At 68.3% G+C, this 24482-nt stretch carries 22 protein-coding genes and 1 pseudogene; 18 read left to right on the top strand and 5 right to left on the bottom strand.

What is annotated here, in order from left to right; translation table 11 throughout:
* The first annotated feature begins 30 nt into the window (after positions 1-30).
* The gene (locus C5F75_RS24620) at positions 31-1536 is read left to right on the top strand and encodes an amino acid permease (protein WP_059582475.1); all 1506 of its coding nucleotides are present in this window, start codon (positions 31-33) and stop codon (positions 1534-1536) included.
* A 73-nt stretch (positions 1537-1609) separates the two neighbouring features.
* On the opposite strand, the gene C5F75_RS24615 is transcribed toward C5F75_RS24620, so the two are convergent.
* Positions 1610-2293, bottom strand: coding sequence for an alpha/beta hydrolase (locus tag C5F75_RS24615; RefSeq protein WP_089465528.1), 684 nt, complete (start codon positions 2291-2293; stop codon positions 1610-1612).
* Positions 2294-2552: 259 nt separating this feature from the next.
* Here C5F75_RS24615 and C5F75_RS24610 point away from each other — a divergent pair, with 259 nt between their 5' ends.
* The 9 genes from C5F75_RS24610 (at position 2553) to C5F75_RS24570 (ending at position 10293) form a co-directional block, all read left to right on the top strand.
* On the top strand, positions 2553-2795 hold the full coding sequence (locus C5F75_RS24610) for an antitoxin (RefSeq protein WP_089465529.1): 243 nt from the start codon (positions 2553-2555) through the stop codon (positions 2793-2795).
* Positions 2792-3199, top strand: coding sequence for a type II toxin-antitoxin system VapC family toxin (locus C5F75_RS24605; protein WP_089465530.1), 408 nt, complete (start codon positions 2792-2794; stop codon positions 3197-3199). The genes C5F75_RS24610 and C5F75_RS24605 overlap by 4 nt, the downstream gene beginning before the upstream one ends.
* A 399-nt stretch (positions 3200-3598) precedes the next feature.
* Entirely contained in the window at positions 3599-5986 is a 2388-nt protein-coding gene (locus C5F75_RS24600; protein WP_089465531.1) for an MCP four helix bundle domain-containing protein, read from the top strand.
* A 22-nt stretch (positions 5987-6008) separates the two neighbouring features.
* The gene (locus C5F75_RS24595; protein ID WP_059583079.1) at positions 6009-6737 is read left to right on the top strand and encodes a methyl-accepting chemotaxis protein; all 729 of its coding nucleotides are present in this window, start codon (positions 6009-6011) and stop codon (positions 6735-6737) included.
* Positions 6734-7315: a hypothetical protein gene (locus tag C5F75_RS24590; RefSeq protein ID WP_059582463.1), complete on the top strand. Its 582-nt coding sequence runs from the start codon at positions 6734-6736 to the stop codon at positions 7313-7315. The genes C5F75_RS24595 and C5F75_RS24590 overlap by 4 nt, the downstream gene beginning before the upstream one ends.
* A 22-nt stretch (positions 7316-7337) precedes the next feature.
* Positions 7338-8297 (top strand): chemotaxis protein CheX, encoded by a 960-nt coding sequence (locus tag C5F75_RS24585; protein WP_059582458.1) that lies wholly within the window; start codon positions 7338-7340, stop codon positions 8295-8297.
* Positions 8298-8333: 36 nt separating this feature from the next.
* Positions 8334-8699: a response regulator gene (locus C5F75_RS24580; protein ID WP_059583076.1), complete on the top strand. Its 366-nt coding sequence runs from the start codon at positions 8334-8336 to the stop codon at positions 8697-8699.
* Between the two features lie 146 nt (positions 8700-8845).
* Positions 8846-9316 carry a DUF3592 domain-containing protein gene (locus tag C5F75_RS24575; protein ID WP_059582456.1) on the top strand — a complete coding sequence of 157 codons (471 nt, stop codon included), beginning with the start codon at positions 8846-8848 and terminating at the stop codon, positions 9314-9316.
* Between the two features lie 23 nt (positions 9317-9339).
* A complete protein-coding gene (locus C5F75_RS24570; protein WP_059582453.1) occupies positions 9340-10293 on the top strand; it encodes a hypothetical protein in 954 nt (317 codons plus the stop codon).
* Between the two features lie 21 nt (positions 10294-10314).
* Here C5F75_RS24570 and C5F75_RS37535 read toward each other — a convergent pair.
* Positions 10315-10495, bottom strand: a pseudogene (locus C5F75_RS37535) (LysR family transcriptional regulator); the annotation flags it as partial.
* A 205-nt stretch (positions 10496-10700) separates the two neighbouring features.
* Between C5F75_RS37535 and C5F75_RS24560 the strand changes: the two are divergent.
* Positions 10701-11495 carry an enoyl-CoA hydratase gene (locus C5F75_RS24560; protein WP_059582451.1) on the top strand — a complete coding sequence of 265 codons (795 nt, stop codon included), beginning with the start codon at positions 10701-10703 and terminating at the stop codon, positions 11493-11495.
* A 196-nt stretch (positions 11496-11691) separates the two neighbouring features.
* Here C5F75_RS24560 and alr read toward each other — a convergent pair whose 3' ends face one another.
* Entirely contained in the window at positions 11692-12813 is a 1122-nt protein-coding gene (gene alr, locus C5F75_RS24555) for an alanine racemase (RefSeq protein ID WP_059582448.1), read from the bottom strand.
* Between the two features lie 301 nt (positions 12814-13114).
* On the opposite strand from alr, the gene C5F75_RS24545 reads away from it, so the two are divergent.
* Positions 13115-13486, top strand: coding sequence for an MAPEG family protein (locus C5F75_RS24545; protein WP_059582445.1), 372 nt, complete (start codon positions 13115-13117; stop codon positions 13484-13486).
* 46 nt (positions 13487-13532) lie between these two features.
* On the opposite strand, the gene C5F75_RS24540 is transcribed toward C5F75_RS24545, so the two are convergent.
* Positions 13533-14480: a LysR family transcriptional regulator gene (locus tag C5F75_RS24540; protein ID WP_059582443.1), complete on the bottom strand. Its 948-nt coding sequence runs from the start codon at positions 14478-14480 to the stop codon at positions 13533-13535.
* 119 nt (positions 14481-14599) lie between these two features.
* On the opposite strand from C5F75_RS24540, the gene C5F75_RS24535 reads away from it, so the two are divergent.
* The 6 genes from C5F75_RS24535 (at position 14600) to C5F75_RS24510 (ending at position 22691) form a co-directional block, all read left to right on the top strand.
* Positions 14600-18139 carry an ABC transporter ATP-binding protein/permease gene (locus C5F75_RS24535; protein WP_059583073.1) on the top strand — a complete coding sequence of 1180 codons (3540 nt, stop codon included), beginning with the start codon at positions 14600-14602 and terminating at the stop codon, positions 18137-18139.
* A 186-nt stretch (positions 18140-18325) separates the two neighbouring features.
* Complete coding sequence (locus C5F75_RS24530) at positions 18326-18703, top strand: hypothetical protein (protein ID WP_059582440.1); 378 nt, start codon at positions 18326-18328, stop codon at positions 18701-18703.
* A gap of 15 nt (positions 18704-18718) precedes the next feature.
* Complete coding sequence (locus tag C5F75_RS24525) at positions 18719-20053, top strand: aspartate aminotransferase family protein (RefSeq protein ID WP_059582437.1); 1335 nt, start codon at positions 18719-18721, stop codon at positions 20051-20053.
* A 25-nt stretch (positions 20054-20078) separates the two neighbouring features.
* Positions 20079-20633 (top strand): carboxymuconolactone decarboxylase family protein, encoded by a 555-nt coding sequence (locus tag C5F75_RS24520; RefSeq protein WP_059582435.1) that lies wholly within the window; start codon positions 20079-20081, stop codon positions 20631-20633.
* 207 nt (positions 20634-20840) lie between these two features.
* The gene (gene lpxO / locus C5F75_RS24515) at positions 20841-21740 is read left to right on the top strand and encodes a lipid A hydroxylase LpxO (RefSeq protein ID WP_059582432.1); all 900 of its coding nucleotides are present in this window, start codon (positions 20841-20843) and stop codon (positions 21738-21740) included.
* Positions 21741-21899: 159 nt separating this feature from the next.
* A complete protein-coding gene (locus C5F75_RS24510) occupies positions 21900-22691 on the top strand; it encodes a hypothetical protein (protein WP_059582430.1) in 792 nt (263 codons plus the stop codon).
* Between the two features lie 95 nt (positions 22692-22786).
* Here the strand turns inward: C5F75_RS24510 and ahpF are convergent, their stop codons facing one another.
* Positions 22787-24388 carry an alkyl hydroperoxide reductase subunit F gene (ahpF, locus tag C5F75_RS24505; protein WP_059582427.1) on the bottom strand — a complete coding sequence of 534 codons (1602 nt, stop codon included), beginning with the start codon at positions 24386-24388 and terminating at the stop codon, positions 22787-22789.
* Positions 24389-24482: the final 94 nt, after the last annotated feature.

The raw sequence follows: 24482 nt of genomic DNA, 5'->3' as shown, positions 1-24482 counted from the left end.
AAACACATCGACAAACAACGGAGACTCACGATGAAACACCCCACCGAGCGCCCGGCCGGTCCGGCCGGCGGCGCGGATGCCGCGCATGCCGATCCCGATGCGATGTTCGCGTCGCACGAAGCCGGCTATGCGAAGCAGTTGAAGCCGCGGCACGTGCAGATGATCGCGATGGGCGGTGCGATCGGCACCGGCCTCTTTCTCGGCGCGGGCGGGCGCCTGCAAAGCGCGGGGCCGGCGCTCGCGCTCGTGTATCTCGTGTGCGGCGTGTTCGCGTTCCTGATCATGCGCGCGCTCGGCGAGCTCGTGATGCACCGGCCGACCAGCGGCAGCTTCGTGTCGTACGCACGGGAGTTCATGGGCGAGCGCGCATCGTTCGTCGCGGGCTGGATGTACTACCTGAACTGGGCGACGACCGGCATCGTCGACATCACCGCGGTCGCGATCTACATGAAGTACTGGGCCGTGTTCACCGACGTGCCGCAATGGGTGTTCGCGCTCGGCGCGCTCGGGATCGTGTCGGTGATGAACATGATCGGCGTGAAGGTGTTCGGTGAGATGGAGTTCTGGTTCTCGCTCGTGAAGGTGGGCACGCTCGCGGTGTTTCTCGCGGTCGGCGCCGTGTTTCTCGCGAGCGGCCATCCGGTGGCGGGACAGATGACGGGGCTGCATCTCGTCGCGGATCACGGCGGGATCTTCCCGCACGGGATCCTGCCGGCGGTGCTGATCGTGCAGGGCGTCGTGTTCGCGTACGCGAGCATCGAGCTCGTCGGTGTCGCGGCGGGCGAGACCGCCGACGCGCGCAAGGTGCTGCCGAAGGCGATCAACAGCGTGATGTGGCGCATCGCGCTGTTCTATGTCGGCTCGGTCGTGCTGTTGACGCTGCTGCTGCCGTGGACGGCGTACAGCGCGCACGAAAGCCCGTTCGTCACGTTCTTCAGCAAGCTGGGCGTGCCTTACGTCGGCACCGTGATGAACGTCGTGGTGCTGACGGCCGCGCTGTCGAGCCTGAATTCCGGCCTTTATTCGACGGGCCGCGTGCTGCGCTCGCTCGCGATGGGCGGCTCGGCGCCGCGCTTCGTGTCGCGGATGAACGCCCGCGGCGTGCCGTACGGCGGCATCCTGATCACGGTCGCGATCAATGCGATCGGCGTGCCGCTGAACTACATCGTGCCGGCCCAGGCGTTCGAGATCGTGCTGAACATGGCGTCGCTCGGGATCATCACGACGTGGGGCTTCATCGTGATGTGCCAGATCCTGTTCCGCCGCGCGGTCGATCGCGGCGAGATGAAGGCCGTGTCGTTCCGGATGCCCGGCGCGCCGTTCACGTCGTGGCTCACGCTCGCGTTTCTCGTCGGCGTGCTGGTGTTGATGGCGTTCGACTATCCGGGCGGCACGTGGACCATCGCGACGATTCCCGTCGTCGTGCTCGCGTTGGTGATCGGCTGGAAGCTGGCGAAACGTGGCGCCGAGCGCGAGCGGGCGGCGGCGGTGCCCGCATCCGTGCGTGGCGTGGCGGATCCCGCGCGGAACGCGTGACGAACGCGTGACGTCATGCGCCGGGGGTGCCGGTCCGTTCGCGGGCTGGCGCCCCCGGTCCGTTTGGTTCGAGTCAGTTCAACCCGGCGCGCTCACCGACCCATCGGCTGAAATCGCCGGCCATCTCCGCGGTCAGCTCGTGGCCGGCCGCATACAGCCGCGTGTCGTGCGCGACGCCGAGCGCCGTCAGCTTCGCGTCGGCCGTGTCGGCCCATGCGACGGGCAACTTGTCGTCGAAGCGGCCGTGCATCACCAGCGCGTGCAGCGTGCTCAATGCATCGCGCGGCGCGATCAACGGATCGATTTCCGGCAGGATGCGCCCGCACAGCACGGCGAACGCGCTCACGTCGCCCGGCGACGTGAGGCCGACGCTCGCGCTCATGATGCCGCCCTGGCTGAAGCCGGCGATCACGGTCGGCAACGCGGGGGCAGCGCCATCCCGCGCGCGGAGCGCATGCAGCAGCGTGATCAGTTGCACGCGGCTCTCGTCCGCACGCGCCGGATCGATTTCAGGGCCGTTCGGGCCGAAACGCACCGGAAACCATGCATGCTGATTGGGCCCGAACGTGAGCGGGCCGCGCAGGAACGCGATTTCGATGCGCGGATCGATCGTGTCGGCCACGTTCAACAGGTTGGTCTCGTTTCCGCCGACGCCGTGCAGCAGCAACAGGCGGGCGGCCGGGCCGCCAGTGGCCGGACGCAGCCGGTATTGAAGGCCGGATTCGGGCTCGGTGGTCAGCGGCAGGACGTCGGTCATTGCGTGGGTCCGAAAGGGGAGCGATGCAACAGTCTAGAGCGGGCGGATCGGGAGGGGAATCGCCGGGGCGGGATTGATTGTTTCGTGACCGGAACGAATCGGGGCCCGGTACGTTGCAGGAACGGATCGCGACGTCACGCGATCGGGCATGGGCCGGCGGCCCCGGCAATCCGTTCACGCCAGGCCGATCGGACGACTCGTCATTCTCACGTTCAATTGATAAAATAGATACATTCTGTAGATACGTGAGGGCGGGAACATGGATACTGCAAAGCTCTTCAAGCATGGCGGTTCGCAGGCCGTCCGGCTGCCGAAGGAATTTCGCTTCGATACGGCCGAGGTCCGCATCCGCCGCCACGGGGCGTCCGTCGTTCTCGAGCCGATGCCGCAGGACTGGGCCTGGCTGACACCGCTGATCGGCCCGGTCGACGCCGATTTCGAGGCTGCCGCGACTACGCAGCCGTCCGCTCAGGAGCGAGCGGGCCTGGATGTGTTCGAATGAAGTTCCTGCTCGATACCAACGCGGTGATCGCCATTCTCAAGGGCGAGCCGGCGATGCTGGCCCGTCTGCATGCGTGGCAGCCGGCCGATTTCGGCATCCCGGCGATCGTCGCGCACGAGCTTTACTACGGCGCGTACAAGAGCCAGCGCGCGGCGGCGAACGCCGCGCGTGTCGACGCGCTGCAGTTCGAGGTCGTGCCGTTCGACACCGAGGATGCGCAGCATGCGGGCGAAATTCGTGCGCATCTGATCGCGGCCGGCACGCCGATCGGCCCTTACGATGCATTGATCGCAGGGCAGGCGCGTGCGCGGCACCTGGTGCTCGTCACGCACAACGTCCGCGAATTCGAGCGCGTTCCGCGGCTGCAATTCGAAGACTGGCTCGCCGAGCCGAACGAAGGCTGAACAGTCGATCATGCGGTGGACACACTGACGAACCAGCCGGGCGAACGCTGCAACGATTATAAAAAATACCAAAACAAACCGGCTCGTCGATAATGGGCAAACGTTTTGCCGGCATTCAATAAAACGGATTTTGCGGAGCCGGCATAAAACAATAAATATCCGCTATTTCGACGATTGCTCAGGCGCAGCTTCCACGCCGGTAAGGCGGCGCGAAGTTAACGGCAAATCCGCAAAAGACTTTAGGCTTTTCCCCGCACAATTATTCATTCCATTTTCCTCAATGACCGATTGATTTTCGGTCATCGGACCGTCATACGCCATCCCCGATAATTCGGCGCTCACACTCTTTCAATAGACAAAAGGGCGATCGCACCCGGATCGCCGCGGGGAGCTGTACTCATGACCATCCGTCATCGCATTACGCTGCTAGTCGTCCTGACGTTCTTCGCGCTGTCCGCGATCGGCGTCTATGCCGTGTACCAGACGCGCAAGAGCGCGTCCGAGGTGCGTCAGGTCACCCAGGGCATCGTGCCGAGCGCGCTCGCGTCGGCCGATCTCGTCGCCGAGGTGAAGAATATCCAGATCGCGGCGATGACGCTCGTCTACGCGCCCGACGCGAACACCGCCGCCCAGGCGCGCGACGAGCTGAAGGCGAAGCAGGCCGCGCTGCGCGCCGCGCTCGACGCGCAGGCGAAATCGGCGGTCGGCCGCGCGCAGGAAGGGCTCGTCACGCAGGCGAAGGACAGCGCCGCCAACTATTTCGCGGCGATCGAAGACACCGTGAAGATGAAGACGGACGGCAAGGCCGAGATGGCGCAGGCCTACCTGTTCGCGAACGTCGCGCAGTATCGCGACGAACTCGAAAGCATCGTCGACACGCTGCGCGTCGAGAAGAACCGCCAGAAGGACGACGCGATCGGCGCGCTGAACGGGATGCTCGCGACCACGGCCACCGCGATCGCGGGCGTCGCCGGCACGGTGATCGTGCTGCTGACCGCGCTCGGCTTCGTGCTGTATCGCCAGATCACGCGCCCGCTGATCGGGATGCAGACGGCGATGAGCGAGATCGCGACGAGCCAGGATTTCACACGCCGCGTGCCGGTGGGCCGGATGGACGAAATCGGCCATTCGATTGTCGCGTTCAACGGGATGATCGAGAAGATCCAGGAGAACGCCGCGCAACTGAAGCAGAAGACGGCCGATATCCAGGCGATGCTGCAGAACATGCAGCAGGGCATCCTGACCGTCGTCGAAGGCGGCGTCGTGCACGCGGAATATTCGGCATACCTCGAAACCATCTTCGAGACGAACGACATCGCCGGCCGCGACCTGATGGCGCTCGTGTTCGACGATTCGGCGATCGGCGCCGACGCGCGTTCGCAGGTCGACGCGGCCGTGCACGCGTGCCTCGGCGAGGACAGCATGAACTTCGAGTTCAACGAGCACCTGCTCGTCAACGAAGTCGCGAAGCGAATGCCGGACGGCCGCGAGAAGTGGCTCGACCTGAGCTGGTCGGCGATCACCGACGAAACCGACACGGTGGTGCGCCTGATGCTGTGCGTGCGCGACGTGACCGAGATACGCGCGCTGACCGCGCAGACCGGCGAGCAGCAGCGCCGCCTCGAGATGATCGGCGAGATTCTGTCGATCAGCCAGGACAAGTTCCACGACTTCGTGCACAGCGCGAAGGGCTTCCTCAGCGAGAACGAACGGATGATCCGCCAGCACGAGCGCGCCGATCACTCGATCGTCGCGGCGCTGTTCCGCAACATGCACACGATCAAGGGCAATGCGCGCACGTACAGCCTTCAGCACCTGACGAACATCGTCCACGAAGCGGAGCAGGCGTACGAATCGCTGCGCCGCGCGGACAGCGGCCCCGAGTGGAATCGCGACGCGCTGATGGAGGATCTGGCGCGCGTACGCGAAGCCGTCGACCACTACGCGACGATCAACGCGGTCACGCTCGGCCGCGGCGGTGAGCCGGCACCGAATGGCGCCGATTTCCTGATGGTCGAGCGCGCGCGCATCAGCGAGAGCCTGCGCGTGCTCGACGGCGCCGATCCGGCGAACGCGTCCGACTGGCATGCGGCGCGCGATGCGGTGCGCCGCATGCTGAGCCAGCTCGGCACGCAAGGGATCGGCGAGGCGCTCGGCGGCGTGATCGAGTCGCTGCCGTCGCTCGCGGCCGAGCTCGGCAAACCGGCGCCCGTCGTGCATATCGACAGCCACGGCCAGCGCGTGCGCAGCGAGATCGTCGCGACGCTGAAGAACGTCTTCATGCACCTGCTGCGCAATGCGATCGACCACGGGATCGAATCGTCCGACGAGCGGCGCGCGGCCGGCAAGGCGGCGTCCGGCACGATCGACATCGCGGTCGGCGTGGGCGGCGGCGAACTGTGGTTCGTGCTCGGCGACGACGGCCGCGGCCTCGCGCTCGACCGGATTCGCGGCATCGCGCGCGAGCGTGGCTGGATCGATGCCGCGAGCGAAGCGGCGATGTCCGACGAGGACGTCGCCGAGCTGATCTTCCGGCCGGGCTTCTCGACCGCGCAAGCGGTGACCGAAGTATCGGGGCGCGGCGTCGGCATGGACGCGGTGCGCAATTTCCTGAAGCGCGACGGCGGCGATATCGCGCTGCGCTTCACCGACGATCGCGTCGGAGCGCCGTATCGCGCGTTCGAGACGATCGTGTCGCTGCCGGCGCGCTTCGCGGCCGACGGCGCCGCGCATGGTGCGGGGCACGCGCAGCCGGCGCGCCTCGCGGATATCGGCGCGGCGGAGTGACGGCGTGATCGTGCAGGCGTGGATGATTCAGATGGCCGCCGCGCTCGCGGGCGGCGTGGTCGTCGCGGTGGCGGCGGCGATCGTGTGTCGTGTGATGCGCCAACGGCTCGTCGCGTCGATGGAGCGCGACGCGCATGCGTTGCGCGGTGCGCTCCACGCGGCCGAGGCCCGGGCGGAAGAGACGGCGTCGGCGCATGCGCAAGCGGCCGACGCATGGGCGCAACGCGAGGCGCAACTGGAAGAGGCGCTGGCGCGCGAGGTGTCCGAGAGCGCCGCGCAGCGCGACGCGTTGCAGGCGCTGTCGGCCGACCGCGCGGCGCTCGCGCAGCATGCGATGAAGATCGCCGACGAAGCCGCGCGCCTGCGCGGGCTCGCCGGGACGTTCGAGCGCTGGCACGAGCAGATGATCTCGCTGACCACGCAGAACCAGGACATGCGCGCGAAGAACCTGGAGCTGTCGGCGATCGTCGCGCACGTGTCGATCGTGTCGCTGAACGCGTCGATCGAGGCGGCGCGTGCCGGCACGGCCGGGCGCGGCTTCTCGATCGTCGCGAGCGAGGTGCGCGGGCTGGCCGCGCGTTCGCAGGAACTGTCGAACAGCTATCGCGACAGCCTGAACCGCAACGATCTCGTGACGGCCGCGACGTTCCAGGACATTCAGGCCGGCGGCAAGATGATCACGGCCGCGCTCGCGACGGTCGAGACGCTGGCCGGGCAACTGCACGCGCGGATCGAAGGAGCGGCCCCGTGATCAGCGCGCAGGCGAGGGCCGGTTTCGAGCGGATCTTTTTCGATGCCGCGCGCACGCGGCTCGCGGCCGGCGGCGCGTGCGACATCCGGCCGGCCGCCGGGCACGCACACGACGCGCCCGATCGCATGCACGCGAAGCCGCGCTCGAAGCCGACGGTAGCCGAACATGTGGTCGTGCTGACGATCTCGGCGCTGCATTTCCGCCTGCTGCTTGCGCTGCGCTTCAGCGACGACGACGCGACGCGCCGCCATTTCGCCGGCGCGACGGCGGGCGCGAGCAGCCAGCGGCCGCTGACCGACGCGTTCATGGAAGTCGCGAACCTGTGTTGCGGCGCGATCAACCAGGCGCTGACCGCACCGTTCCCCGATCTCGGGATGTCGACGCCTTGCCTGCTGAGCGGCGTGAGCATCGACGCCATGCACGCGCTCTCGCCCGATTACGTGGCCGCGTACGACCTGACGCTCGACGGCGACGTGCGGGTCGGCGCGACGCTGTGCGTGTGCGCGAACGCGCCGGTCGATTTCCATGTGCCGGAAACCGCCACAGCGGAGAGCGGCGGCGAGCTCGAACTGTTCTGACCGACCATCAGGAATCCATCCGATGACCGAAGACCAACCCGTCAGCAAGGTACTCGTGCTCGACGACAGCCGCGTGCATGCCGACGCGATCAAGCGTTTCTGCGACGAGCACAATCTGGTCGGCCTGACCGTGCGGCGCAGCCGGCTCTTGAAGGTGCTGCGCTCGAACATCGATCTCGGCGCGATCCTGCTGGCCGAGGATTACGGCGGCTCGCCGGCCGAGAGTGCGATCATCGCGACGCAGATCGACGCGCTGCGGCCCGAGTTGCCGATCATCCTGCGCCGCGAATCGCTCGCGTCGCGCGACGGACTGCCCGATGCGCTCGCGCGTGTGGCGTGCGCGGCCTACGTCGCCGACGACATGACGCCGCTCGCGCGCGCGATCGACGAATACCTGTTCGGCCGCGACTACCCGAACGCGCTGGTGCGCGGCATCTCGGAGATCACCGAGGCGCGCATCGACGGCCTGTTCCCGGGCATGACGATCGAGCACGACACGCCGTGCATCGTGCGCGACCAGATCATCTTCGGCGAAGTGTTCAGCCTGATCGCGCTCGAAAGCGCGTGGTGCCGCGGCTACATGCTGCTGCAGACGAGCGAGCAGCCGCTGCTCGACATGCTCGGCGGCACGCGCGACAGCGGCCGCGCGCCGGATTTCCGCGACGTGAACAGCGTGCTCGGCGAACTGACCAACCTCGTGTGGGGCGCGTTCAAGAACCGCTATCTCGGCAACGCCGAGGCGCTGGCGCGCCATCCGGTGCAGGTGCCGCTCGTCGTCAATCACAAGCAGAAGTTCATCTCGTTCGGCGGCGACTGTCCGCAGCTCTGTTTCAAGTACCGGATGACCGATCCGGCTTCGGGGCGCTCGGTCCGTCTCGACCAGCGCTTCGTGTTCAGCCTGAGCTGGTCGCCGGAGGATTTCCGCGAATCGGTGCAGGACGTCGGGCCGATGGTCGAAGCGGGCGAACTCGAACTGTTTTGAATGTTGAAGTCGGCAACGACGAAAGGGGAATACGACATGGCAAAGATTCTGGTGGTGGACGATTCGGGCACGGTGCGCGACGAAGTGGCCGGCTTCCTGCGCGATCACGGGCTCGACGTCGCGACGGCCGTCGATGGCAAGGACGGGCTCGCGAAGCTCAAGGCGACGCCCGGCGTGCGCCTCGTGATCAGCGACGTGAACATGCCGAACATGGACGGCCTGACGATGGTCGAGAAGATTCGCGGCGAACTGGCGAACACGGCGGTCAACGTCGTGATGCTGACGACCGAAAGCAGCCCGGCGATGAAGGCGCGCGGCAAGGCCGCCGGCGTGAAGGGCTGGATCGTGAAGCCGTTCAAGGGCGATGCGGTGCTCGACGCGCTGAAGAAGCTCGCGGGCTGACGCGCCAGCGGGCCGTCGAACGGTTGCGCGCGCAATTTACAGCGCGCCGGGATGTCCGTATCCTGCCGGATGCCGAGGGCGGCGTGGCGGCGCATCATGCGCCGCCACGCCCGGCATTGACGAACATCAGGAACGGAACGAAACCGATGGCATCCGAATACGTGCGACCCGCTGTGCGGCACACGGAGACGCTGATCGCGAAGGGCGTCGTTTTTACCGTCGTGGGCACGTGCGTGCTGATCGGCGTCACGTTGCATGCGCAGTCGACGCGTGAATTCCTGCGCGCGTCGGTCGTCGTACCCGGGCGCGTTGTCAAGCTGAACGCAGGCCAGCATCATCCGGAGATCGCGTTCACGACGCTCGCGGGCGAGCAGGTCGAATATGCGCAGGGCGGCGAGGTCAGCGTGCAGGACGACGCGACGGTCGAGGTGCGCTATGCGCCGGACGCGCCGAGGATGACGGCGCGGCTCAATACGTTCGGCGCGATCTGGGGCGGCGTGCTGACAATCGGCGCGATGGGCGCGGTCTTTTTCGCCGTCGGCGTCGGTCAGTTGTGGTCGGGCGTGCGCGCGTGGCGCAGCGGGCGCAACCGGGTGCGCCCGCCCGCCGCGCACTGAAACACTTCACAGGACATTCCGGCATGACAATCCGCTTGATGCCGTGGCTCGTCGCGATCGGCGCCGCGTTCGCGGGCTGCGCCGCGCACGCGGCGGGCACCGCGCATTCGCTCGATCAGGTGCCCGGGAAATTCGATTCGCCTGACGCCCGCGCCGCGTATGCGCGCGACATGAGCGGCGCGCCGGAAGCGGACGGTTTCGGCGTTCACTTGCCGCCCGGCTTCACGAAGGAGGGGCTGGTGGCGCAGCTTGCGCCGGGCCAGCCGCTTGCGCGTGTCGTGCTGGCCGGCGCGAAACCGTGGCCGCAGCGTCCCGGCGCGTTCGTCGCGATCGTTTGCGTGGCGCCGACCGACGAGTCGGCGCGCGAGGCGCTGCGATTCCGTGCACCCACCGATTGCGAGGGCTTCGAGCGCCACGCCGAGGCCGATGACCAGAAGGAACTGGTCTGGCTGGGCGTGTTCGAGCGCGGCCCGGACGGCGTGCCGCGCCTCGTCGCGCGAACCGAACAGCCGCTCGACCAGGCCACCGACTGGAGCAACACGAATCTCGACAGTCCCGACTACCTCGAGGAGGCGAAGCCGTCGGGTGATCGCGTGCTACGTCCCGAGCGGTGGTCGCGGTTCGATCTCGCGCCGTATGCGCTGCGGGCGGGCGATGCCGCGTTCGGGGTGCGGGCGGGCTGGTCGATCGGTTATTCCGGCGGCGGTGCGTCGTTCGAGGCGTTGTACCTGTTCCGGATCGACGGCAAGACGCTGCGCGTCGTGTTCGCGCAGCCGATGATGTTCTACCGGGATATCGCAGGCGATTGGCATCGCAACGGCACGCGCGATCACGACATCACCGAAGGCAGCAATACGCTGAGCGTGCTGTCGACGTCGACGGATGGCTTCCGCGACCTGCAGTTGCGCGAGCGCGGCGGCAAATGGCGCCGGACGTTTCGCTGGTCCGCGGCGGACGGCGCGTATCAGCCGCGCTGACGCACCGGCCCTGGCGGTCCGCTATCGGCCCACGACCGGGCCCGCCGCCGCCGTCGCGAATTCGTCGGCGACGGCTTCGATCACCGCCCGTACATGCGGTCTTGTAGAGATCGGCATGGGCGACGAGCCACACGGTGAAATGATTGCATCGCCGCTCCATCAGGCGCACCAGTTCAGGCTCGGCGTCGGCGCGGAAGCACGGCGCGCAACGGCGCCGTTGACGGGCGAGCGGCATCGCACGTCGCGCGGTGGCCGACGGGCCGGCGTGCATGCGCATGCGGCGGCGCGGCTGGACGTCGTGCCGAATGTGGAGGACCATTTCCCCGATATGCCGCGAGCGGGCGGGCGCGATGGCCGCTCGTTCGCATCGCCCCTCAACCCTGCCGAACCCCGTCGAGCGGAACACCATGGAACCCATTCACGAGACAGCCGGGCCGGTCCTGCTGCGCGACGCGCGCGACGGCGTCGTCACGCTGCGCCTGAATCGCCCGCAGCAGTTCAACGCGTTGTCCGAAGCGATGCTTTCGGCCCTGCACGATGCGTTCGATACGCTTGCCGCCGATCCGCACGTGCGCTGCGTCGTGCTGGCCGCCGAAGGCAACGCATTCTGCGCGGGCCACGACTTGCGGCAGATGCGCGGCAAGCCCGAACTCGACTACTACCGCACGCTGTTCGCGCAGTGCAGCCGCGTGATGCTCGCGATGCGCGCATTGCCGGTGCCGGTGATCGCGCGCGTGCACGGCATCGCGACGGCGGCCGGCTGCCAGCTCGTCGCCGCGTGCGATCTCGCGATCGCGGCCGATACCGCGCGCTTCGCGGTGTCGGGCATCAACGTCGGGCTGTTCTGCTCGACGCCGGCCGTCGCGTTGAGCCGCAACGTCGCGGCCAAGCGCGCGTTCGACATGCTGGTGACCGGCCGCTTCGTCGATGCGGCGACGGCCGCCGCGTGGGGGCTCGTCAACGAAGCCGTGCCCGAGGACGCGCTCGATGCGGCCGTCGCGCGCAAGGTCGCGGAGATCGTCGCGAAGAGCCCGGCCGCGGTGCGATATGGCAAGCAGATGTTCTATCGTCAGCGCGAGCTGCCGCTCGACGAAGCGTATGCGTACGCGGGCGACGTGATGGCGCGCAACATGATGGAAGAGGATGCGGGCGAGGGCATCGACGCGTTTCTCGAGAAGCGCAAGCCGACGTGGCGTTCGTGATGCGTTGACGGAAGCGGACAGAGCGCGCGTCGGCGCCCGGCGTTGCGCAACGCGCAACGACGTACCGTGTCGTCGCCGGTGCGCGTGGGCGGTTCGCCGCAGAGCTGACGGGCCGCGTGAGGCGGCCGGCCAGCACGCGGCACGGCACGTGCGGCGACGCTGTCACGCATCGCAGCACCGCAGCACCGCCGGCCCGTCAGCGTCCGTAGCTGCCGGTCCGTAGCGCCGGCTGCACGCTCGTCGCCCCGGGCGGCACGATCACGACCGGCACGCGGCGCGCGAGCGCGCACATCAGCTCGTAGCCGATCGTGCCGCTGGCTTGCGCGACGTCATCCACCTTCACCTGGTCGCCCCACAGCTCGACGCTCGAGCCGATGCCCGCGTTCGGGCACGGCGTCAGGTCGACGGTCAGCATGTCCATCGATGCGCGGCCGACGACGCGCGTCATCACGCCGTCCACCGCGATCGGCGTGCCGGTCGGGGCATGGCGCGGATAGCCGTCCGCGTAGCCGCACGCGACGACGCCGATCCGCATCGCCCGATCGGCCGTGAAGCGGCGGCCGTAGCCGACGGTTTCCTCCGGCGCCAGCGTCTGCACGCCGATGATCCGGCTCGTCAGCGTCATCGCGGCCGTCAGCGGCGTGTCGGCGATATGCCGCGAGGCGCCCGTCGGCGAAGCGCCGTACAGAATCGTGCCGGGGCGCACCCAGTCGCGGTGCGCGCGCGGGTGCCACAGCACGGCCGCCGAATTCGACACCGAGCGCTCGCCCGGAATCCCGGCCGTGGTCGCGTCGAACTGGTCGAGCTGCCAGTCGACTTCGCCTTCGTCGGCGTTCGCGAAATGCATCATCAGCGTGATCTTGCCGATCGACGGCGCGCTCGCCGCGCGTTCCCACGCGGCGCGGAACGCGGCCGGCCGATAGCCGAGCCGGTTCATGCCGGAATTCATCTTGAGCTGGATGTCGATCGGCTGCCGCGGCTTCGCGGCGATCAGCAGGTCGAGCTGTTCGTCGCAGTGCACGGCGACCGTCAGCCGATGGTGATCGGCCAGCTCGACGTCGGCGGGCTCGAAGATCCCTTCGAGCAGCAGCACGGGCTTGTCCCAGCCGAGCTCGCGCACGCGCACGGCTTCGTCCAGATCGAGCAGCGCGATGCCGTCGGCGGCCGCGAGGCCCGGGTAGATCCGCTCGATGCCGTGGCCATACGCGTTGGCCTTGATCACGGCCCACACGCGCGATTGCGCGGCGGTGCGGCGGATGAAGTCGAGGTTGTGGCGGACGGCGTCGGGGCGGATATGGGCGACGATGGGACGGGGCATGGCAAGGGCTCGGGTCGGATGTCGTTCGGCGCACGGGGCGCGGAGTGAAACGGCAGGCCGGCGCGATCGCGCGCCCAGCCAGTGTTGAGCGCTATCTTATTGGTGTTAGACCAGTTTTAATTAACGTATTTGTCGATGATTTGGTGGAAATTCGGGTGCTGGGGCTCGCCGCGCACTGCCCACTTCGGCCTGGGCGGCCGAGTCTCCCGTCTAGAAAACCGGTGCGCGAACGGCACGGTGCAATGCTAAGCTCTCGGCGATCTTGTCATTGACCAATGTAATCATAACGGAGGAGACTTGGATGACGACGTCCCAGCTGTGCCTGTTCATCGTGGCGCTGTTGCCGTTCCCGATGACGTTTCTCGCCAAGGCCCGCAAGGGTTACGACAACCGTACGCCGCGCGATTACCTCGCGAAGCTCGAAGGCTGGCGCGCCCGCGCGCAGGCCGCGCATCAGAATTCATGGGAAGCGCTCGCGCTGTTCGCGGTCGCGCTGGTCGTGGCGTGGCACAACGGCGCGAACGTCCATCGCGTCGACCAGCTCGCGATCGCGTTCGTCGCGATCCGCATCGTGTATGCGCTGATGTACCTGTTGAACTGGGCGTCGCTGCGTTCGCTCGTGTGGTTCGGCGGGATGGCGTGCGTCGTCGCGCTGTTCTTCGCGACGCCGTAAGCGGCCGGTCATACGCAAACGCGCTGCCGGCGTTGCATGCGGCCCGTCAGGCCCCGCCCGCGCCCCGTGCGTGACTGTCGTTGGATGCGGGCGCAACGATCTTCGAGACGAACGGCGGCGCGTCCGCTTCGCTGCGCAGGAATGCGATCAACGGATCGAGCAGCCGGTGCCGCGTCGCCGGGTGGCGGCGCAGCACGAAGCGCCACGACGCGTCGCGCGCGAGGCCCGGCACCAGCGGCACCAGACGCCCGCTGCGCAGCTCGGGCTCGATCAGCGGCACGCGGCCGAGCGCGATGCCCGCGCCGCCGACGGCCGCGCCGATCACCTGGCTGAAACTGCTGTAACGGACGATCTTCGTCTCGAAGTCGTCCGGCAAGCCGAACTGCACGGCCCAGTTGCGCCAGTCGATCTCGGGGCTGTCCTCGTGCATTTCCTGCAGCAGCCGCGAGCGGCATACGTGCCCCGACGCGTACGGAAACAGCTCGGGGCTGCAGACCGGAAACACGGTTTCCCGCATTAGCACGTCGTCGTCGGCCCGCAGCCGGTGCGCCGGTACGTGCACGATCGCCAGATCGACGCTGCTGCGCGCGAAATCCGGCTCGTCGTCGAGCACGACCGCGTGCAGCGGGGTGTCGGGATGAAGCGACGAGAATTCCGCCAGCCGGCGCGCGAGCCACATCGACGAAAACGGTGCGTTGGCGGACACGGTGAGCCGTTGCGCGGCACCGCGAATCTCGCTGCACGCGTCGGTGAGACGCGACAGCGCATCGCTGACGGCCGGCAGCAGGCGTGCACCGGCCGGCGTGAGACCGATGCCGCCGAGCCCCGTGCTGCGTTCGAGCAGCCGCGCGCCGAGCGATTCCTCGAGCGAACGGATCTGGTGGCTGACCGCGCTGGTCGACACGTTCAGCTCGACCGCCGCGCGCGCGAACCCGCCGAGGCGGACGGCCGCCTCGAAAGCACGCAGTGCGCTGAGGGGAGGAAGGTGCGACATGCGGGGTATTGTAGTTGACTCAACACCCGTTGAAAAATCATCTTTTGCCGCGCGCGGGCGGCGCGGGTAGCCTCGATCCGGTCAACCAGAACGCAACCAAACACCGACCGGAGGGCTTCATGTATTTCGACCGACGACTATGGGCGATGATGGCGGGACTGCGCTGGCGGGTGGCGGCGGCCGTCGCGCTCGGGCTGCTCGCGATGGGTGTCGGCATCCTCCGCTTCGTGTTTCTCGGCCGCGTGCTGGCGCTGGTGTTTTCCGGCGCGCCGGCGCGCGGCATCGGCGAAGCCGTCGTTGCAACGGCGGCCTGCGTGCTGCTGCGCGCATGGCTCGATCATCGCCGCACGGTGCTCGCGCAGCATACGGCGGGCCGCGTGCAGGCGACGCTGCGCGCGCGGCTGTTCGACCGGATCGCCGCGCTCGGCCCCGCCTGGTTCAGCGGCGAACGCACGGGCGGCGTGATGCTCGCCGTCGTCGACGGCGTCGAGCAGTTGCAGACCTTCTTCGGCGTCTACCTGCCGCAGCTCGTGATCGCCGCGTGCGCGCCGCTCATGATCTTCGCGGTGCTCGCATGGTGGGACGTGCCGACGGCCGCGATCCTGCTCTTCGCGGCGCTCGTCACGCTCGCGTTGCCGCAGCTCGTGCATCGCGCCGACAAACGCGCGGCGCTCGCCCGTTCGGCCGCGTTCAAGGCGTTCGGCGAGGAATTTCTCGACGCGGTGCAGGGCCTGCCGACGCTGAAGGCGTTCGGGCAGAGCACCGCGTTCGGCGCGAAGCTGGCCGCGAAGGCGCGCGCGTTGTCGGACAGCACGTTCTGGGTGCTCGCGCTCGGCCTGCTGACACGGTTCTTCACGGATCTCGGCACCGGCCTCGGCGCGGCCGCGGCGATCGCGGTGGGCGCATGGCGCGTGCGGCACGGCGACATGAGCCTCGAAGCGCTGCTGATCGTGCTGATGGCCGGCAGCGAGATCTTCCGCCCGTTGCGCGACCTGCGCGCGGTGCTGCATCAGGGGATGATCGGTCAGTCGGCGGCGAATGCGATCCACGCGCTGCTCGACGCGGGCGGCGCCGCGCCTCGCGTCGATGCGCCGCGCGTAGCGGGCCTGCGGCCGGAGATCGCGTTCGACGACGTCAGTTTCGCGTATCCGGGGCGCCGCGCGGAGGCCCATGCGGCGCTGAGCTTCTCGGTACGCGCGGGCGAGACGGTCGCGATCGTCGGGCCGAGCGGAGCCGGCAAGTCGACCATCGTGCGCCTGCTGCTGCGCCAGCACGATGCGCAGGGCGGCGCGGTCCGGATCGGCGGCCACGACGTGCGCACGCTCGATGCCGATCAGGTGCGCGAGATGATCGCGGTCGTCGCGCAGGATGCGACGCTGTTCGATGGCAGCGTCGCCGACAACCTGCGGCTCGGCCGCCCCGACGCGAGCGACGCGGAGATGATCGCCGCCGCGCGCGCCGCCAACGCGCACGATTTCATCTCGGCGCTGCCCGATGGCTACGCGACGCGCATCGGCGAGCGCGGGCTCATGTTGTCGGGCGGTCAGCGCCAGCGCATCGCGATTGCCCGCGCGCTGCTGCGCGATGCGCCGATCCTGTTGCTCGATGAGGCGCTGTCGTCCGTCGATGCGGAAAACGAGGCGCTGATCCAGCAGGCGCTGGACCGGCTCACGCGCGGGCGCACGACGCTGGTGCTCGCGCACCGGCTGTCCAGCGTGATCGGCGCCGATCGCATCCTGGTGCTCGACCAGGGGCAGGTCGTCGACGAAGGCACGCACGCGGCGCTGATCGCACGCGACGGCCCGTATCGCCGCCTGATGGGGCCGCAACTGGAAGCGGTCGCCGAATCCGTCGGCGCGGCGACCCCGGCCGGCGCGACCGCGCGCGGGTCGTCGGGCCCGCAGGTGCGGCCGCTGAACGACGACGCGGCGACGATCGGCTGGCCGGAAACGTTGCGGACGCTGCTGCGCTTCGTGCGTCCATGGAAGGGCAAGGTGGTGCTCACCGTGCTGTTCGGGATCGGCCGCGTGCTCGCCTTCATCGGCGTCGGCGTGCTCGGCGCGCGGGTGGTCGGCGCGGTGCCGACCGGTCATGTCGGCACCGGGCTGGTTGCCGCGCTGCTCGTGATCGCGCCGGTCGCGGCCGTGCTGCACTGGCTCGAATCGTGGCTCGCGCACGACATGGCGTACCGGCTGCTCGCGGAAATGCGCATCGCATTGTTCGCGACGCTCGAGCGGCTCGCGCCGGCCGGGCTGCTGCGTCGCCGTTCCGGCGATCTCGTGTCGCTGGCGACGCAGGACGTCGAGACTGTCGAATATTTCTACGCGCATACGCTCGCGCCCGCGTTCGTCGCGGTGCTCGTGCCGGCCGGCGTGCTGGTGCTGCTCGCGTCGGTCGCATGGCCGCTCGCGCTCGTGCTGCTGCCGTTCCTGCTGTGGGCCGGGCTCGCGCCCGTGCTCGCCCGCCGCGACGTCGACCGGCTCGGCACCGGCGCGCGCGAAGCGCTCGGCCGGCTCGGCGCGCACCTGACCGAAACGATCCAGGGGCTCGCGGAACTGACCGCGTTCCAGGCGATCGCACGCCGGCGCGCCGCATTCGTGGCCGAGGCCGATGCGTATCGTCGGCAGCGCGCGAAGCTGCTCGACGATCTGTCGACGCAAAGCGCCGCGCTCGAAGTCGCGAGCGGGCTCGGCGGGCTGGCGGTCGCCGCGCTCGGCGCGTGGTTGTGCGCACGCGGCTGGTTCCCGCACGAGTCGTTGCCGCTGCTGGTGCTCGTCGCGGTGGCCGCGTTCATGCCGGTGGCCGAAATCGGTCAGGTCGCGCGCCAGCTTGCCGACACGATCGCGTCGACGCGCCGCTTGCGCGCGCTGGAGAAGGAGCCCGTGACGGTGACGGACGGCGCGCATGCGATGCCCGGGAATCCGGCGGTACGGTTCGACGCGGTGTCGTTCACGTATCCGGGCCGCGGCGTGCCCGCGATCGACCGCGTGAGCTTCGAGGTGCCGCCCGGCAGCACGGTCGCGCTGGTCGGTGCATCGGGTGCGGGCAAGTCGACCGTCGCGAGCCTGCTGCTGCGCTTCTGGGATCCGCAGCAGGGCCGCGTCACGCTCGGCGGCGTCGACCTGCGCGACCTGCGGCTCGACGATCTGCGGCAGCACATCGCGCTCGTCGCGCAGGATACCTATCTGTTCAACGACACGCTGGACGCGAACATCCGGCTCGCCGCGAACGATGCGTCCGACGCGGACGTGCGGCGCGCGATCGACCACGCGGCGCTCGGCGATTTCGTCGCGCGGTTGCCGGACGGGCTCGCGACGCGCGTCGGCGAGCGCGGCGTGCAGTTGTCGGGCGGCCAGCGCCAGCGTGTGGCGATCGCGCGCGCGTTCCTGAAGGATGCGCCGGTGCTGATCCTCGACGAGGCGACGTCGCACCTGGACACGATCAGCGAGCAGCAGATCCGCGCGGCGCTGGAGGACCTGATGACGCAGCGCACGTCGATCATCATCGCGCACCGGCTGTCGACCGTGCGTCATGCCGACCTGATCCTCGTGATGGAGCAGGGCGCCGTGATCGAGGCTGGCCGCCATGCGGAGCTGATGGCGCGGCAGGGCGCGTATGCGCGGCTCGTGTCGCATCAGGCGAGCGGGGTCGCGGCGTGACGGGGCAGCGAGCGCGGCTGCATCCGGTGTTGTCCGTACCCAGGTATTGACAACATATGTTGTGTGATTGTCTAATTCGTCATCGCGTGTTGCGCGATCGTGACGACGTGCGTCCCGGCATCGTTTGACGGGGCGCGCCAACCCGGCGCACGCTACCTGTCACCGGAGTGGACTCTTTTGCACGACATGCCGCTTTCCCTTTCGCCCGTCATCGCCGGCACGCCGTTCGACATCGGCGTGCGCCTCGGCGAGCTTGCCCGGCCGGTATTCGACGCGTACATGCGGCAGAGCCGTGCATGGCAGGCCGTGCGCGGCTGGCGCGGCCATCCGTTCGTCGCCGACGCGATCGACGAAGCCGCGCTGCTGCGCGTGCTCGGCGATCGTGCACCGGAAGGGCTGCCGATCTACCGCGACGGTCCGACCGATCGCGACGACGAGAACACGCTCGCGACCGCGGTGTTCGAGATTGACGACACCGCGATCGATTTCACCGTCCATCAACACGGCACGCAGCGCTTCGCGACGCGCATCGTGCCGTCCGCGCACGCGCCCAGCGCATCCTGATCCATGAGGCCACGCATGACGACCGTTTTCCATCGCGCCCCGCGCGCCACCTTGCCCGTCGCCGTCGCCGGGGACGGCATCGAGATCGTCGATTCGACCGGCAAACGCTATATCGATGCGTGCGGCGGCGCGGCCGTCTCGTGTCTCGGCCACAGCAACCCGCGCGTGATCGACGCGATCAAGCGGCAGGCGCAGCAATTGCCTTACGCGCATACGTCGTTCTTCACGACCGACGTGGCCGAGGAACTGGCCGACCGGCTCGTCGACGGCGCGCCGGCCGGGCTCGACCACGTGTATTTCGTGTCGGGCGGCTCCGAGGCGATCGAGGCCGCGCTGAAGCTCGCGCGCCAGTACTTCGTCGAGAAGGGCGAGCCGCGGCGCCGTCATTTCATCGCCCGGCGCCAGAGCTATCACGGCAACACGCTCGGCGCACTCGCGATCGGCGGCAATGCATGGCGGCGCGAGCCGTTCCTGCCGCTGCTGATCGACGCGCACCACGTGAGCCCGTGCTATGCGTACCGCGATCAGCAGGCCGGTGAAACGGAGGAAGCGTACGCGCAGCGCCTCGCGGACGAGCTCGAACGGAAGATCGTCGAGCTCGGCGCGGAAAACGTCGCGGCGTTCGTCGCGGAAACGGTGGTCGGCGCGACGGCCGGCGCGGTGCCGCCGGTGCGAACCTACCTGAAAAAGATTCGCGCGGTGTGCGACAAGTACGGCGTGCTGCTGATCCTCGACGAGATCATGTCGGGGATGGGGCGCACGGGTTACCTGTATGCATGCGACGAGGACGGGGTCGCGCCCGATCTGCTGACGATCGCGAAAGGGCTCGGCGCAGGCTACCAGCCGATCGGTGCGACGCTGGTGAGCGATCGTATTTACCGGACGATCGTCGACGGCTCGGGCTTCTTCCAGCACGGTCACACGTACATCGGCCACGCGACCGCCTGCGCGGCCGCGCTCGAAGTGCAGCGCGTGATCGCCGAGGAGAAGCTGCTTGACAACGTGAAGGCGCGCGGCGAGCAGTTGCGTGCGTCGTTGCGCGCGCATTACGGTGCGCATCCGCATGTCGGCGACGTGCGCGGCCGCGGGCTGTTCGTCGGCGTCGAGCTCGTGCGCGATCGCGACACCAAGGCGGCGTTCGATCCTGCGTTGAAGCTGCACGCGGCAGTCAAGCGGGAGGCGATGCAGCGCGGCTTGATGGTGTATCCGATGGGCGGCACGATCGACGGCGTGCATGGCGATCACATCCTCATCGCGCCGCCGTTCGTTTGCACCGCGCAGCAGATCGATACGATCGTCGAGCGGCTGTCCGGCGCGATCGGCGCGGCGCTCGCATCGGCCGCCGCGTGAACCCCGACCCCACTGCATTCTCATCATGACAGACAGACTGCCTCCTTTCGATCCCGCGTCGGCCACCGTCGAACAGAAGGCCGTGCTCGCCGATATCCTCAGCGGCCCGCGCGGCAACCTGAACGGGCCGTTCCTTGGCTGGATCGCGAGCCCCGAGCTGGCCCAGCACGCGCAGAAGCTCGGCGCGTTCTGCCGCTACCGCACGGGGTTGCCGCTGCGGCTGTCGGAGCTCGCGATTCTCGTGACGGCCGCGCGCTGGCGCTCGCAGGCCGAGTGGCACATCCATCATCCGATCGCGCTCGAGGCCGGCGTGCCGGCCGCGACGGCCGACGCGATCCGGCTCGGCGTCGCGCCCGCATTCGAATCGGACGACGACGCGCTGATCCACGCATTCGCCACCGAGCTGTACGACACGCGCCGTGTGAGCGATGCGACGTTCGCGCGTGCGCAGGCCCGCTTCGGCCACGAGACCGTGGTGAACCTCGTCGCGCTGCTCGGCTATTACGCGCTCGTCGCGATGACGCTCAACACGTTCGATATGCGCGCGGACGGACAAACTGATTTGCCGTTTCCGGAATAATCGCTGCCGGCGCGAGCGGCAGCAGCATGCCGCACGCGCGTCCGGATGGCCCGAAAAGCACGTACGCGCGGGCTTTTCGGCGTTTCGGCACGAATCGTTTCGCGACTTCGGCGTGTTGTAAGGCGTACACAGCACGACCTACCCGTCAGAGCAGGAAATTTTTCCCCTCCCTAGAATTTCGGCAAATAGCTTACGGGGGAAATATCGATGCGCTGGGTCCTGTTGATCGTGTTCATTGCGTGTGTCGTGTACACGCATCGGCGCGGCAAGGTTCGGCACCGGTTGTTCAGGCAACTATCCGACCACTCGACCTTTACCGCACCGCTGAACTGCTTTTCGTATGCGTTCTCGTCGGTGCCGACCACGCCGTTTCTCGATACGCGGCACTTTCCGGAGCTCGCGGTGCTGCAGCGCGAATGGCGCACGTTTCGCAGCGAAGCGCTCGCGTTGCGCGACGCGAGCCGGATCAAGGCGTCGGGCGAGTACAACGACATCGGTTTCAATTCGTTCTTTCGCCACGGCTGGAAGCGTTTCTACCTGAAGTGGTATGACGCGCCGCATCCGTCCGCGCAGGCATTGTGTCCGCGTTCGGTCGAGATCCTGTCGCGGATTCCGTCGATCAAGGCGGCGATGTTCGCGCAGTTGCCGCCGGGCGGGAAGCTCGGGCTGCATCGCGATCCGTATGCGGGCTCGCTGCGCTACCACCTCGGGCTCGATACGCCGAACGACGACGCGTGCCGGATCGTCGTCGACGGCGAATCGTATGCATGGCGCGACGGCGAGGCCGTGATGTTCGACGAGACGTACCTGCACTGGGCCGAAAACCGCACCGCGCACGATCGCGTGATCCTGTTCTGCGACATCGATCGCCCGATGAAATACCGTTGGGCGCAGCGCATCAACGATGCGTTCGGGCAACTGCTGATGCGCGCGGCCGCATCGCCGAACGAAACCGGCGATCGCACGGGCGGGCTCAATCGCGCGTTCAGGTACCTGTATGCGATTCGCCGTGCCGGCAAGCGCTTGAAGGCGTGGAATCGCACCGTGTACTACATCGTCAAGTGGCTGCTGTTCGGCGGGATCGCGGTCGCGATTTTCTGCATCTGACGGGCGACGGCGGGCGTTTCTTCCGTCTGACGATAGGGCGTACGGCAGGGCGCCGACGGCCTCGGCCGCGATCAATGCAACCAAATGTATTCGTCCGGGATCAACGGACGCTGGCCGCGTATGATGGCTTGTTCACGTGGATATGATCGGTGAGCAAGCATGACGAGTACCCGTAAGACCATGATGATCGCCGGCGGGCTCCTGGTCGCCGCGGCCGGCACCGCGTACGTGATGCTGCTGCGCGCGGACCACCGTGCGATCGAAGACGCCGGCATCGGCGACGCGGCCGCACCCGTTGCGTCGGCGCCCGCGGGCAACGATCACGCGGCGCAGGGCGCGATCGCGCCGCCCGCACCGGCTGCCGCGACGGCGCCGAAGCAGGCGGCTGCCGCCCCGTCGCCTCCCGAACCCACACCCGCGCCGGCTGCAACCGCGCGCGTCGGCGCCGCGCCCGCGCCGGTTCCGGCGATTCCGGTCGTCAGCGACAGGCCGCAACCGGTGACGAAGCCGGCCGCACCGCCGCCGAAAGTCAACGTCGTGACGGTCGATGCGCAGGATTCGACCCCCACGCCGGCTCCCGCACCGGCCGCCAAGCCCGCTCAGTCGGCGCAGTCGGCCGCACCCGCGCAGGTCACGCAGCGCGCGCCGCGCAAGCGCGACGGCCTCGAACGCCATGCGGCCGCCGCGCGGCCGGCCGCGACGAAATCCGAAACGCCGGAGACGGCCGCGCTCGTCAGGGAATCGGCGAAGCTCGATCCGTCGCTGCCGCCGCCGTCGACGTCATCGATGCAGTCGATGTCGGCGAGCACCGGTTCGTACCGGCAGGGCGGTTCGTCCTCCGGCGCGAATCCGGTGGCCGCCGCGATGACCGAGCAACTGGTCAGGCAGTCGAGCAGTTTCAAGGCGACGGCGCCTGCGCCGGCGGACGGCGGCTCGGCCGCAACCAAGTAACCGCGCGCGTTTTCGGCATAAAAAGGGCCCCGCACGCCGACCAAGGCATGCGGGGCCAAGAGAGACAAACCTTGATGTCGTCGGGCCGACGTGCGTCAGGCGGCGACCGCTTCTTCGGCCTTCGGCTGCGCGGTTGCGACGGGCGCCGCCACATCCTGCCGGATCAGGTGGTCGAACGCGCCGAGCGACGCCTTCGCGCCTTCGCCGACCGCGATCACGATCTGCTTGAACGGCACCGTCGTCACGTCGCCGGCCGCGAACACGCCCGGCACCGACGTCGCGCCGCGCGCATCGACGACGATCTCGCCGTGCTTCGACAGCTCGACCGTGCCTTTCAGCCATTCGGTGTTCGGCACGAGGCCGATCTGCACGAATACGCCTTCGAGATCGATGCGCTGCATGTCGCCCGAGCGCAGATCCTTGTAGACGAGGCCGTTCAGCTTGCTGCCGTCGCCGGTCAGCTCGGTCGTCTGCGCCTGCGTGACGATCGTCACGTTCGGCAGGCTGCGCAGCTTGCGTTGCAGTACTTCGTCCGCGCGCAGCTGCGCGCCGAATTCGATCAGCGTGACTTCCTTCACGATGCCGGCGAGGTCGATCGCCGCCTCGACGCCCGAGTTGCCGCCGCCGACCACCGCGACACGCTTGCCCTTGAACAGCGGGCCGTCGCAGTGCGGGCAGTACGCGACCCCGCGGTTGCGGTATTCGCGCTCGCCCGGCACGTTGATTTCGCGCCAGCGTGCGCCGGTCGCGAGGATGATCGTCTTCGCCTTCAGCACCGCGCCGTTCGCGAGACGGATCTGATGCACGTCGCCCGGAATCAGCGCGTCGGCGCGCTGCACGTCCATGATGTCGACGTCGTACTGCTTCACGTGCTGTTCGAGCGCGGTCGCAAACTTCGGCCCTTCGGTTTCCTGCACCGACACGAAGTTCTCGATCGCCATCGTGTCGAGCACCTGGCCGCCGAAACGCTCGGCGACCACACCCGTCACGATGCCCTTGCGTGCCGAGTAGATCGCCGCGGCGGCGCCCGCGGGGCCGCCGCCGACGATCAGCGTGTCGAACACCGGCTTGTTCTCGAGCGACTTCGCCGCGCGTTCGCCGGCGCCCGTATCGAGCTTCGCGAGGATTTCCTTCACGCTGCTGCGGCCCTGGCCGAACGACGCACCGTTCAGGAACATCGTCGGCACGGCCATGATCTGGCGCGACTCGACTTCATCCTGGAACAGCGCGCCGTCGATCGCGACGTGGCGGATACGCGGGTTGATCAGCGACATCACGTTCAGCGCCTGCACGACTTCCGGGCAGTTCTGGCACGACAGCGAGAAATACGTTTCGAATGCGTAGTCGCCGTCGAGCGCGCGAATCTGTTCGATCACGTCGTCGTCGAGCTTGATCGGATGGCCGCCCGTTTGCAGCAACGCGAGCACGAGCGACGTGAATTCATGGCCCATCGGGATGCCGGCGAAGCGGATGCCGGCCGGCTTGCCGGGTTCGCCGATCGAGAACGACGGCTTGCGCTCGGCGTCGTCGCGGCGTTCGGTCACGGTCACGCGATCCGTCAGCGACGCAATCTCGTTCAGCAGCGCCAGCAGTTCCTGCGATTTCGCGCTGTCGTCGAGCGAGGCGACGAGTTCGATCGGGCGCGTGATCTTTTCGAGGTACGCTTTCAGTTGATTCTTGAGATTGGCGTCGAGCATGGCGTTTCGGATTCCGTATTGATTATGCTGGTCGGGCACGTCGTGCCGGAGGAGAGGGCGGGCCGCGCGATGCAGTGCCCGCCGTCGCGCGCCT

It is taken from the genome of Burkholderia anthinoferrum (assembly GCF_002925705.1).
Classification (GTDB): domain Bacteria; phylum Pseudomonadota; class Gammaproteobacteria; order Burkholderiales; family Burkholderiaceae; genus Burkholderia; species Burkholderia semiarida.
Note: the sequence above shows the minus strand (reverse complement) of the source record. Positions and strands in the feature narration are given on the sequence as shown.

Excerpts from the sequence above, each read along its gene's own strand:
- C5F75_RS24570 (WP_059582453.1), top strand. The coding sequence starts at position 9,340 with ATGACAATCCGCTTGATGCCGTGGCTCGTCGCGATCGGCGCCGCGTTC.
- C5F75_RS24595 (WP_059583079.1), top strand. The coding sequence starts at position 6,009 with ATGATTCAGATGGCCGCCGCGCTCGCGGGCGGCGTGGTCGTCGCGGTG.
- C5F75_RS24585 (WP_059582458.1), top strand. The coding sequence starts at position 7,338 with ATGACCGAAGACCAACCCGTCAGCAAGGTACTCGTGCTCGACGACAGC.
- C5F75_RS24600 (WP_089465531.1), top strand. The coding sequence starts at position 3,599 with ATGACCATCCGTCATCGCATTACGCTGCTAGTCGTCCTGACGTTCTTC.
- C5F75_RS24530 (WP_059582440.1), top strand. The coding sequence starts at position 18,326 with ATGCCGCTTTCCCTTTCGCCCGTCATCGCCGGCACGCCGTTCGACATC.
- C5F75_RS24535 (WP_059583073.1), top strand. The coding sequence starts at position 14,600 with ATGTATTTCGACCGACGACTATGGGCGATGATGGCGGGACTGCGCTGG.
- C5F75_RS24525 (WP_059582437.1), top strand. The coding sequence starts at position 18,719 with ATGACGACCGTTTTCCATCGCGCCCCGCGCGCCACCTTGCCCGTCGCC.
- lpxO (WP_059582432.1), top strand. The coding sequence starts at position 20,841 with ATGCGCTGGGTCCTGTTGATCGTGTTCATTGCGTGTGTCGTGTACACG.
- C5F75_RS24520 (WP_059582435.1), top strand. The coding sequence starts at position 20,079 with ATGACAGACAGACTGCCTCCTTTCGATCCCGCGTCGGCCACCGTCGAA.
- C5F75_RS24615 (WP_089465528.1), bottom strand. The coding sequence starts at position 2,293 with ATGACCGACGTCCTGCCGCTGACCACCGAGCCCGAATCCGGCCTTCAA.
- C5F75_RS24545 (WP_059582445.1), top strand. The coding sequence starts at position 13,115 with ATGACGACGTCCCAGCTGTGCCTGTTCATCGTGGCGCTGTTGCCGTTC.
- ahpF (WP_059582427.1), bottom strand. The coding sequence starts at position 24,388 with ATGCTCGACGCCAATCTCAAGAATCAACTGAAAGCGTACCTCGAAAAG.
- C5F75_RS24510 (WP_059582430.1), top strand. The coding sequence starts at position 21,900 with ATGACGAGTACCCGTAAGACCATGATGATCGCCGGCGGGCTCCTGGTC.
- C5F75_RS24610 (WP_089465529.1), top strand. The coding sequence starts at position 2,553 with ATGGATACTGCAAAGCTCTTCAAGCATGGCGGTTCGCAGGCCGTCCGG.
- C5F75_RS24560 (WP_059582451.1), top strand. The coding sequence starts at position 10,701 with ATGGAACCCATTCACGAGACAGCCGGGCCGGTCCTGCTGCGCGACGCG.
- alr (WP_059582448.1), bottom strand. The coding sequence starts at position 12,813 with ATGCCCCGTCCCATCGTCGCCCATATCCGCCCCGACGCCGTCCGCCAC.
- C5F75_RS24605 (WP_089465530.1), top strand. The coding sequence starts at position 2,792 with ATGAAGTTCCTGCTCGATACCAACGCGGTGATCGCCATTCTCAAGGGC.
- C5F75_RS24540 (WP_059582443.1), bottom strand. The coding sequence starts at position 14,480 with ATGTCGCACCTTCCTCCCCTCAGCGCACTGCGTGCTTTCGAGGCGGCC.
- C5F75_RS24580 (WP_059583076.1), top strand. The coding sequence starts at position 8,334 with ATGGCAAAGATTCTGGTGGTGGACGATTCGGGCACGGTGCGCGACGAA.
- C5F75_RS24575 (WP_059582456.1), top strand. The coding sequence starts at position 8,846 with ATGGCATCCGAATACGTGCGACCCGCTGTGCGGCACACGGAGACGCTG.
- C5F75_RS24620 (WP_059582475.1), top strand. The coding sequence starts at position 31 with ATGAAACACCCCACCGAGCGCCCGGCCGGTCCGGCCGGCGGCGCGGAT.